Annotated in this window: 3 protein-coding genes; all 3 read right to left on the bottom strand. The window is 57.8% G+C overall.

The features are described from left to right. Nucleotides 1-400 precede the first annotated feature (400 nt). Nucleotides 401-1,828, bottom strand: coding sequence for a hypothetical protein (locus EC9_RS08660; protein ID WP_218934682.1), 1,428 nt, complete (start codon nucleotides 1,826-1,828; stop codon nucleotides 401-403). Between the two features lie 797 nt (nucleotides 1,829-2,625). Beyond that, nucleotides 2,626-5,064: a diguanylate cyclase gene (locus EC9_RS08650; protein ID WP_218934681.1), complete on the bottom strand. Its 2,439-nt coding sequence runs from the start codon at nucleotides 5,062-5,064 to the stop codon at nucleotides 2,626-2,628. Next, complete coding sequence (locus tag EC9_RS08645; RefSeq protein ID WP_246106128.1) at nucleotides 5,061-11,795, bottom strand: DUF4347 domain-containing protein; 6,735 nt, start codon at nucleotides 11,793-11,795, stop codon at nucleotides 5,061-5,063. The genes EC9_RS08650 and EC9_RS08645 overlap by 4 nt, the downstream gene beginning before the upstream one ends. Nucleotides 11,796-11,808: the final 13 nt, after the last annotated feature.

The raw sequence follows: 11,808 nt of genomic DNA, 5'->3' as shown, positions 1-11,808 counted from the left end.
TCAACAACCAAAGTTATCCAAAATCACGGATCGCTGATCCGATGGGGCATCGAAACCGGAAGGTTTCATGTGATCGACAAGACGATGTGTTTTCACGTAGATTTCGATGAGCCGGGAACCTGATTCTAATTCGGGCCTACCCACTGTCAACAAAACGCATTGTTTACGACGCCAGCACCGGAAGGTTAGTTCCAGTCGATCCGAATTTTCGGATTCCAAGCCCGCACGATTTTTCGAAATTACCGTCAAACGCTGCAATTTGCTGCTCTGTCGGGCCTCTCGCCCTCGACAACGAACGTCCGTCACCAATCGACCAACGAAAAAACGCCCAGGAGTTTCCTGGGCGTTTATTACTATTGTAAGTCCGATTTTCGCAGTTCGAGGTCGACCGGCGAGAATTTTACCAAAGGTGTTCCAAGCCGATCGAGAAGCCGTGCATCGTCAACGAATCGTCGTTGTTGACACTGACGTCTCGTGGTACCGCAGGGTTGGAGAACAGATTCGATGCTTGGGATGTGTTCACGTTGCCAGCACCCAATGCCAAGCCATCGAGACCGATGAACCAGTAGGCGGCGGTAAACGTCCAAGAGTAACTCAGCCGGTAGGCGAGCCGTGCTTGCAGTTCGCTCATCAACGCGGTGGTCGAATCGGCGGCGTTCTCTTGCAGTTGTGCAACGCCGAGGTTGTTGATCGAATTGGCTCGAATCAGCGTGTCCTGTTCGGCGCGGTTTCCGAAGATTCCCCCCTTCCACCCCACTCCAAGGTTGATTCCAGGGTGAACGTTCCACCATAGATCGCCGCCCAACTGGGCTCCAACCAACGCGTTGCGAGTTTGCGTCGCACTGCTGAAGAAGTCGGGGTTGGCCGCCGCGGCGGCCGGGTTGATCGCATCGCGTGTCTCGTAATTAAAGACTTCGTCGACGTCGAAGTAGCGGAAACCAAGCAACCACGAACCTTGGAAGCGGCAGTACGGTCCGACCCAGCGTCGGCGGTAGTTTACCTCGCCGCTGTGGATGTCCGACTTGTTGACCAGCGATTGAACCGCCGATTGATCCGTATCATCGTAGCCGCCGAACGGTGCGGTGCCAAAGTTGCTGAAGGCCGAATAGAGGGTGTTGGTTGGGTCGACCACGGAATAGGCTTGCGAGAAGTGGTTCGAACCAAAGTAGGTCGCTTCGATATTGCCACCGGCTCCAAACATCATGCTGGCAGTCAACCGGAAACCGGGGGCCAGTTCATCGAATTCGACGCTGTCGGTTCCCATCACGATGTTAGCATCGACCTGCCCCGTCACGCCGTTGACCACACCTTGGCCAAGGCTGGTTAACGCTTGGTTGGTCGACGATCCGTTCATCGATAGGAACATCACTTCGGCTTGGAAATCGAACCATCGCTGGGAACACAGCCCCGCTTCAGTATAAGGTGCGAACATCCCCAGACAGCCCAGCAGGTTGCCTGCGTTGCTGGGAGCTTGGCAGACACTGCAGCCCGATCCGCGACAGAATAAGCACAGGTTTTGCAGGCCGTTGAGTGGCCCATCTCCCTGGCAAATCTGCCCCAAAAGGCCGCCTGGTCCGCAACCGCCACACCCGCAGCCGCCGCCGCCACACCCACAGCTGCCGCCGCCATAACCGCTGCTGCATCCACAACTGCCGCCGTGACCGCAATAGCCATCGCAGGCCGAGTCGCACGCCCCGCCCCCGGCGGAGCCAAAGAAGCCGACCTGAGCGACAGCGCCTGGCGGCATCTGGCCGGTCGGTTGATACATCGCCTGTGAAACCCCGGGCGGCATATTTTCGGGGACCATAAAACTGGTTTGCGCAACCATCGGGGGATGGCCTTGCATCGAAGGCATTTGCCCATCGGCCTTTGGGGTCAGTAGTGCCCACATCAGGCTTAAGCACAACCCAGTTGTCGTCAACGCTCGAATTTGCATCGCGTGATTCTCCGCAGCTTCCAGGCTGCATGCCTCGTCCGGGATTCCGGGGGTGCAAAGGATCACCGCGCACAATACGAACACGCATTGTGTTGAACGCACCCCCCGTTCATCTTGTGGCCCCACAGCCGGTCGTTCCGAATCGGATCGACGAAACAACGCGCCGTTGCATTCGTTGGGACCACTTCCACCGGACTTATCGGCACAATTGGCCTTGCATGTTCGCATATTCCGGTCGCTAGGCTCAGGAAAAGTTGAACGATTCCATCGACGCTAGCAACCAACCGGGGTGCGCAACGAGACCGTTCGGCTACCACACAGATAACCGAGCGCGTTGACAAGAGAAACGGCACGCCAAGATAGTGGCAGCGGTGCCGATTTGTTCAGAAGGGCAATCTGCCCAAGCAAACCAAGAGTTCTATTTCTTGCGATGGCGGATTTTCGCGCGCATACGCCGTTTCTTTCGACCTACTTTGCGACGACCCTTACCTGTTTTCTTCGTTCCCAATTCTTGGCTCCAACAAAACGGAATGCGGACAAATGTTCTAAACGGCCCGTTAATGTAACCGGAATCGCCCCGTAGGCAAAGGGAACTGTCTATGCCCCCTAAGGAAAACCGCCACGATCTCTTCCGAATCGCGGCGGTCAGTCCGAATGATCGCTACCATCGGCGTCGCTTTTCAGCATCCTTACGCATCGTTTACCGCTCCGGCGGCGGGTTCGAGATCGAGATCGTGCGAGGCAATCTTCGACCGCATCGATCGACAAACCGTCAGTAATTCAAACGACTGTTCGACCAAGTTTTGCAATTGTTCGTCTTCGTTGACGACTGCGATCGCGTTGCGGGCCGCTTGGGAAAGCGATTCGACATGGGAATGTTCGGCGGTCAATCGCAGCCGTTCGACGAGAGCGACGAAGGTTTTGCGGTCCCCCGCGTCGGCGGCATCGATCAGGCATTCCACCTGTTCGCCAATCGACAGGATCATTTCATTGGACATCGATTCCTGACTGTCGATCTGTTGCGTCGCCCCCCGCGCTTCCAACACCTCGACAAAGATTTGCACAAGTTCGGGATCGAATTGCGTTCCCGAACAGCGGCGCAATTCGGCGATCGCATCGGCTATCGACATCCCTTTGCGATAGGGGCGATCGGAGATCATCGCATCAAACGAATCGACGATCGTCAAGATCCTTGCGCCGATCGGAATCGCATCGCCAACCGGATCCCCTGGGTTGCCGCCGCTGCCGTCGAAGCGAACGTGATGGTAGCGGACGATGTCGGTTAGCCGCGGGTGCTTGAACGATTTGTTGATGATCTCCACACCGATTCGATCGTGTCTTTCCATCTGCATCCATTCTTCTTTTGTCAGCGGCCCGGGCTTCAACAGAATCGCGTCGGGAACGCCGATCTTACCGATGTCGTGCAGCAACGCGGCGATTTCGACCACGTACACCTCGCGCGGGCTGAGCACGCGTTGGGCCAGCAACGCGGCGGTGTTGGAAACGCGGATCGAATGTTGCGCGGTCTGGCTGTCGCGGTACGACATCGCCGACAGCAAAGCCGAGACGGCTGGGAAGGGAATCGCCGGTGCTGTTGAGGATGTCGGTTCGGGCTTGGAACGATCGATCTTCGATTCGTCGACCACCAGATCGGCCGGGACCGTGTCGAAGCGAACTACCTTGTTGCGGCCATTGCGTTTGGCGACATACAAGCATTTGTCGGCTTGGTCCAACATTCCCTGCGGATCGCTAGCCCCCAATGCAAATCCCGACAAACCGATACTGGCGGTGATCGAAAACTCGGGAAACTGCAGCTCGCCCATCCGAACCCGGATGCGTTCCGCTGCCGCTTCGGCGTCGCAAAGCGTCGCGCCAGGCATCAAAATGCTGAATTCTTCGCCACCATAACGACAGACGACATCTTCCTCGCGAGCCAAGGAGTTCAGCAGTTCGCCGGTTTGTCGCAGCACTTCGTCTCCCATGCTGTGACCGTAAGTGTCGTTGATCGGTTTGAAGAAATCGATGTCGACCATCATCGCGCACAGCGGCACGCCATCGGTTTCCGCCCGATTCCAATGGTCGTCAAACAGTTCGAAGAAGGTGCGCCGATTCAGGCACGCGGTCAACGGATCGCGTGTCGCCAGATAACGCAGTTCTTTGTTCTGATTGCTGATCTCTTGTTTGGACCGATGCAGATCCTCCAGCGTCCTGGCCAACTGGGCGCGTTTGCGTTCCAAAGGCGTGACGTCGGCGAACGCGGCCATCAAGCCTTGGTAATTGCCGGCGTCATCGAGCACGGGGGTCACGTTGACCGAAAAGATCGCCGTCGCATTCCCCGCGTCATCGATCAACTTGGTCGTCACGCCTCGCAGATCGGCATCGTTGCGAGCGTCGTGCCACAGCGACGCGAGCCCTCGCTTCCCCTCTTCGGTCGATTCCAATGGCAATTCGGAAAATTTGATTCCCAGCAACGCATCGATCGGACGCTGCAGATATTTGGTAAAGGCGTCGTTGGCCAACACGATCCGATCGTCGGCGTCCAACAACACGACCCCTTCGGCAAAACTGTCCAAGGTCTGGCGGACGCGATTGGGGACGACGCGTTTGGGGTCCAGGAATCGGAGGATGCGATTGAAATGGAAGTGGCAGACGACGGTCAACAGCGGCACGACCAACGCCAGCAGTTTCAACAACGAACCGCTGATGTACCGGTGAATGCCTGCGTACAGGGGTGTGAATTGCAGTTCCAATTCTCCCCAGCGACCATTGTGCGAATCGATCGTGACGACATAACAACCATCCTCGCGATTGCTCACGCCACGTTGCCAGTCGACTTCGTGGTTCCCCGTCTGGGCGACGATCGCTCCGTTGTGATATCGCAAACCCGTCGAGACAACGTCTTCGTATCGATCAGCGAACAGTTCGAGCTGTGTTTGCGCTTGGGCAAACTCGCGTTTGCTTACCAAGAACGTCACGCTGGTTGCCAACGACTCACACATATCGACGCGTCCCTGAGACCGCAGTTTGCGTTCATCGGGGATCAAATCGGCCAGACTTGCAACCAAGATGGCCGAGACACATAACAGCACGATGCTTGCCGTCAGTTTGGTTTTCGTACTGATCTTCATTTTTTCGCCTCGCAGTTGGCGTGGCTGCTCTGAGTAATAATTCCGGCGATCGAGAGATCGTCGTCGTCCTTCGACGCGACGCCATCCCGGACAATATAAATCGGGTCGAAACGAGCCCATGCGGGGACCGCGGCACTCATGAAGCCGACCAGTGCCGTCGAATTGATCGCCCACAAGGCGACCCCGACGCTGGCTCCGGCAAACAGACAGCTTGCCGTTCCAGCGACCAATTGCAGCGATGCGTCTTCATCGGCAAGCCCTTCGGCAAATCGATCCAACGACCCGGTCAACGACGTCGCGTTGAAGTCGAATGTTTCGAAATTGCCCAACGGATCGAGCATCGCGCTGTGCAACAGCTGCATTGGTTGTGGAGTGTTGGATACCATCGATCGATCGGCCGGGATCACGTTGGCTTGGAAGGTCGGTCCCGATTCCAATCCGTCGTCGGTCTCGTCTATCGATAGCACCAACGTTTCGGCACCCGTGCCCCTGCGAACCGAGGCACCCTCCCGTTCGTCGTTCTCATCGACGACCGGCGGCGGCGCCAGAATTTTGTCGTTCTCGTCGTCGCTGTCGTCATCGGTTTCGGACCCCGTCGGGAGGACTGGATTGGTCGTGCCGCTCCCGGTTGCCACGGGCGTTCCAGCGCTTGGTTCGTCGGTCGATTTGGGGGTGCTTGTTTCCAAGTTGCCCACTGGCTCATCGACATCTTCCAATGCGATCGCGATGGTTCGGGTGCTAGTGCTGCCATCCGAACCACTCGCCACGACGACTACGTTGTGGCGGACGTTCGATTCAAAATCGAGCACCGCGCCGTCGGCGACACGGATTTCACCCGTGGTCGCGTCGATCTCAAATCTCCCCCCCGCGTCGTCGGACAATGTAAATTGGACCGCGTTGTCGGTTGCGTCTCGATCGAATGCGGTTGCGGTGAAACCGACCAACGTGCCGGCCTCGGCGTTCTCTTCAACCCGATCGGTTGCCGCATCGACGTCGGTGATCGGGCCGACATCAAATTCGTTGACGTCCGCGATGGCGATCGCCACGGCCAGCGTTTGATACGACCCGTCGCTGCTGGTGGCGCGAATGGTGATGCTTCGGCTGGGGCCATCGTTTTCACGATCGATCGGCCCGGCAACCCGAACCACACCGCTGAGGGCATCGATCATAAATCGCCCGCCGTCGTTGTCGTCCAGTCGGTAAAAAATCGTGTCCAACAGGTCGCCGTCGGCGGCAAACGCTCGAACGCCGATCCTGCTCCCTATCGCTGCGTTTTCCAACACGACGTCGGCGGATGCGTCGCGGTCGACGATCGCTGTGGTTGTATGATCGTTGCTTGGCAAGATTGTGAAGACGAACCGTCCCAGCGTGGGGAGAACGCCATCGGCTCCATCGTCGGACAACAGGAATCGGAACGCATCTTCGAGAGTTTCGCTGCCATCGTGGCTGTAGAGTATTCGTCCGGCATCGATGTCGGCTTGTGTGAACGTGTCCGATACCCGCAGGTCGCCGAACCCAAGCAGCGTCAGCGTTCCGTGCTGCGTCGCTTCGGTCAACGTATAGACGAGTCCTGCATCGGCATTATCGACGTCGCTGCCAGCGAGCATGGTTTGCGTGATCGAATTGCCAATCGCCCCTTCGGTCACCATCGCGCCGAGATTTGTCACCAGTTGCGGTGGATCGTTGACAGCGACGACATCGATCTTGACGATTCCCAAATCGACCGTTGCACTTACACCCCCGCCATCGCTCAATTCGACGTGGATTGCGTCGGCCTCGATGCCAACTGCGTCGTTCGTCGCGGTGAACTGAACGCGAGTCCGATCGGCAAGGAATGCGTTTAAAGCGTCGGCCGTCCCGATCAAGGAGACCGATGTGCCGTCACCGCCAGCGACTGTCACGCCCCACCCGGAAAGTGCCGATAGCGTTCCCGCGGATTGAGTCGAAAGTGTAAGCGTAAGTTCAGAAGTCGCCGAATCGATGTCCGTCAATTGCATCGCACTGAGATCGACATCGATGCTGCGATCTTCCCAGCCCAACAGAGCACCTGGCAGTCCGCCAAGATTCAGCGGAGCATCGTTGACCGCTTCGACTTCGATGTTCGTTTGATACGACGACGTCTCGGTCAATTGATCCGCTGCCCAGGCAAAGATGTTTGCAACCAGAATATCGTTTGCCGTCGCAATCGTGCCGTCGCCCGTCATTCCCGCGCGAAAGATCCCTTCGTCGGCCGAAAACAAGATCCATCCTTCACCATGCTGTCGCACGACCAGCGTCGGTTCACCCGTTACCGAATCGGTCGCCAAGACTTGGTCGCCGATCGCCAAACTGTCGCGATCAAAGTAACCGATCGCTCCGGTGGCTTGGAATGGAGTACCAGCGTTGCCGACAGCTCCAAAAGGTCCATCCATAATCGGATGCGTCGAATCGTCGACGTGCCAAACGCTATTGCCCGAACCCGCGATCGCCAAGCCAAAATGGAAGGAGACCCGATCGTAGGCGTCGGTGTCGCTGTTGACGATAAATATTCCGCCAGCCTGGATCCACGTCTCCAGTGCCGCCATCTCGTCGGCCGTCCAGTTTGCATCGGGAACAAAACCGTTGAACAACACATCGCCCTGAGCCAAGTAGGCGGCATCGATCGTCGCCGATGCGGGGACTACCGATACGCTCGCCTCCCAGATCTCCGTCGGACCGAAATTACCCGGGTTGGCCAGAATCGCATCGGTTGGGCCAAGCGATCCGCCGTTGAGAGTGAACGAATTGGGTTCACCCGCCAACAGCTTCATCGAAGTCTTACTGGAATAGACGTTGTATTCAAACGAGGCATATAGCTCGCCGTTGCCATCGGGTTCGGGGACAAATTCCAGCCGTCCCGCGGCCAAATCAGCTTGAGTAATCTGTTCCCCTAGCACGACCGATCTGCCCGAAAGCGTCAGCATTCCCTCTGCCGGCAACCGCGTTATCTCGATCGTCGCTTCGCTGTCTGCAGCAAAGGGTGTGTGATCGAAGTCGGCAGCAGCAAAGATGTAGGCAACATCTTCGGCGGTGGTCACCAATCGGTCGCCGGGTGGAGCTAACGCAACCGAGACGGTGACCGCGATCGTGGAACTGACCGGATCGCCCCCGTTGGCTGCGCCGTCACCATCGTTGAACGTCAGTTCGATCCGGCGATCCCCCAGCGTATCGGAGCTGGATTGGAAGCTCACCGACTGCAAGATCGTTTCGATTTCGTCGGCTGTCGCATTCCCATCGAAGGTCAGCGTCAGCCCGGCGTTGGATGTTGCCGACAGTGTCGCCATAAGGGTACCGTCGACCGACACGGTCGACCCGTCGGCGATTCCCACCGACAGCGTAACCGCCCCCGCGGTATCGAAAACCAGAAGATCGTCAGCCGTGAATCCAATCCCCTGCACCGACAAAACCGCATCGCTGTAATCGGCGGGGCTTTCCGGATCGAATAAGCTCGCATTGCCCAGGGCATCCAATCGCGTGGTGGTGCCGTTGTTGAAGGCTGAAACCACGCCACCATCGAGTCCCGTGATCTGCGGCGCTTCGTTGACGTTCTCGACTGCGATGCGGAAGGTCTGTGTTTGGAAGGAACCGTCGGTGGAGGTCGCTCGAATTTCAATGTCGTGTGATCTGGACGCTTCAAAATTCAATCGACTGCCATCGGCTACGGTAACTTTGCCCGTGACCGGATCGATTGCAAACCGTCCCTCCGCATCATCGTCCAATCGGTACATGATCTCATCGCCGACATCGGCATCGTTGGCTAACGCGGTGATGCCAACGGCGGTTCCCACGTCGGCTGCTTCATAGACCGACGCGGCGCTGGCATCGCTGTCGACGATCGCTGAGACGGAGTTGTCGTTGACGGGAGCGATCGTCCAGTGGAAACTGGCCGCCGTATTGGTGCCTATCCCATCATCGACGGTGAACGTGAAATGATCCGTTGTGGTTTCGCTGCCATCGTGGTCGTAATGGATCCAGCCCGCGTCGATATCTGCTTGCGAGAAGGTATCCCCGGTCGCTAGAACGACGCCACTGCGGCGCAATGCTCCGTGCTCGGCGTCGGTGACGATCGTGTAGATCAATACCGCCGCCGAATGATCGACGTCGGTCGTTTCCAGTAGCATGTTGTTCAGCACGTTGCCGGTCGATCCTTCAGCGACCGAGGCGACTGCGTTGGTTGTCAGCGCTTGTTCGTCGTTGACCGCTGTCAGTGTCACCGTCGATACGATCTCGACAACGCGATCGTCGTCTCCGCCATCGGCGGTGCCACCATCGTCTTGGATGTAGATTAACGCGATCTCTCGTGACGCACCGCGTGGCGATTCACTCTTGTTTTCGTAACGCAGGCTATCGACCAATTCTTCTCCGCTGGTCGTCGTGAAGCTGCCAGTTTTGCTGACCGAAACGCGAGCGGTGCCGCCGACCACGTTGACCGCGACATCGTATCGGTTGGCTAGTGTGGTCGCGGTGAACTCGTCGATCAGCACGATGGTATCGCCGTCGACATGCAAGATTTCATGTTCGCCGTTCTGCAGACCGTCGACCGAAAATTGCAGACTGGTGATTTGGTCTCCTGTATCGATCGGGTTAATGTCTGTTGAACCGAACAGGACGACAGCCGATCCGTTTTCAACGAAGTTGGGATCCGAGGCGATCGCCGTCACCATGGGAGCTTCGTTGATATCGTTGACATCGATCGTCAGCAGTTTCTCGGAATACAATCCGTCTGAATCGGTCGCTCGCACCGTGACCATGTAAGTCGACTGGTTTTCGAAATCCAGAATTCCGTCGGTCAGGACCAATCGATCCGACCCGTCGATTGTGAACTTCGCTTGATCGGCCCCGCCGACAATCGAAAAGCTTGCCGTATCACCCGGGTCGGGATCCGATGACGTCAGCGTTGCCATGGTGTATCCGACTGATGTGTCGGTATTTTCGTCGACGGCGGTACTGGTGAGAGTGATGTTTGTTGGTGCCGAACTGGAGCTGTACAGCGCGATCGCATCGAGACTCTCGGAAGTCGAATCGAGGAACATGTCGCTGCCATCAAAAAACAACGCCGTCGTCGCGACTCCGCTATCCGCTCCGGCAACCAGCGTTGTCTGCGAAACGTCCATGGCAAAGATGTCCTGCCGCGTGGTCCACAGCGCGTTCTGCCCCACCTCGCCGTCGCCGTCGGTCGTCAACAGGATCTGCCCGGCGGTGAGACTGAACCCGCCAACTTGCGTGTCGGTTTCGATCAGTTCGATCCCGTAGACGGCGCTGTCGATAGCGACGTTAGTGTCGCTGACATCCAACAGAACTCGGACGGTTCCCGAGGTGTTGGCACCAACATCTTCGGTCTCGTAAAGTCTGATCTGTTTGTCGGCCAGACTGCTGATGAACAGAAAATCTCCCGCGCTCACGGTGTAGTCGCCGATCAGCGTCTCGTGTTCGACCAGCGTGATGCCTTGCAGCGGTCCGCTCGGCAGATCGTCCAACAAGATCGTGAACGTTCCGCTGCTGTAATCGCCCGGCGCTGTCGGCGAGAAGAGGACCAGGTCGTGTTCGTTGACATGCACTGAATTCAAGCTGGTCAGCGTTACCGAAGTCTCGGTCGAAAACAGCAGATCTCCCGCTTTCAGATCGATCCCGTCGTGGAAGGTTCCTCCCACCGTCTGATCGCTTCCAACGACATGCATCGCGTTGAGCGTCGCTTTCAAACTGCTGAACGCATTCAGGTTCATCCGATTGTCCACCGAACCACCGGAGTCGTCGCCAAAGCGGACGCCCGGGTCGACCAGTTCCAACACATCGCTCTCGTCGACAAACAGATTGCCGCCAAAGCCCGAACCGTTGGCGTCGTCTTTGGTCGACAACCAGATCGATCCGCCCGAGGGAGAGGAGAAATCGAGCGTATGTTGCCATTGAACCTGGGCCGTCGCCGAAATCGCTACCTCGGCTTCGATTGCGCCGACGCGATATTCCAGATCCCAGTCGCCCCCAAGTTCGCTGTTTCCGGTGATGTCCTCGCTAGCCGCCACGTCACAGTCGCACAGCGCGGCGATCGATGCCAGCAAGTCCTGCCCGGCGGAACTGCTTGCCAAATCGCAACCGTAGATCATCAGATCGGCATCGACATCCAACGCCCCCGCCCAGCTGGCGATCTGGCCCGCGTACGCCTCGGCCGACCGCGAATCGAGCCGCGCCGCACCCAACTGAATTCCCTGGCCGTCGCCGTGACTTATTATATGAACCGCATCGAGTCCCGAACGCCGCTCGAGATGCTCGCTGATCCGATCGATTCCGTCGTCCCCCGCCTCCAACAGCACGACCTCGATGTCGCGTTCGTGATCGCCGCTGGAAAACAAGTCCTCCAACAGCGCATCCAAATCGTCGACCGCCGCGTCGATGAACACGATCTCGTTTCGGACCGCCGGATCGTCTGCCGCGCTCGCCAGCATCTCGACATCAAACGCGATCACGTCGTCGGGCGAATCGTTTCCCTCTGCCGACGCCGTCGAATCGGTGGGGCTCGCGACGAGGTCTGCGGGCTCGCCAGCATCCGATGCTCCTTCGGCCTGCACTTCGGCGTGGTCGACCATCGGTACAGCGCTATAGAGGATTCGATCCTCCAACCGCATCGCATCGATTCGCGCCGGTATCCGGTGGTCCTCGACCGCGACCGACTGAGTGCGCAGACGCCGGTCCAGGTTTGAGAGAAGTTTTTTTAACACGTTCAATGCCCCG

It is taken from the genome of Rosistilla ulvae, assembly GCF_007741475.1.
GTDB lineage: Bacteria > Planctomycetota > Planctomycetia > Pirellulales > Pirellulaceae > Rosistilla > Rosistilla ulvae.
The sequence above is the reverse complement of the archived record's forward strand: the minus strand, read 5'-3'. Positions and strand labels throughout refer to the sequence as shown.

What these genes read in the sequence shown, in the direction of transcription:
- EC9_RS08660 (WP_218934682.1), bottom strand. Translation starts at nt 1,828, where the DNA reads ATGGTTGCGCAAACCAGTTTTATGGTCCCCGAAAATATGCCGCCCGGG.
- EC9_RS08650 (WP_218934681.1), bottom strand. Translation starts at nt 5,064, where the DNA reads ATGAAGATCAGTACGAAAACCAAACTGACGGCAAGCATCGTGCTGTTA.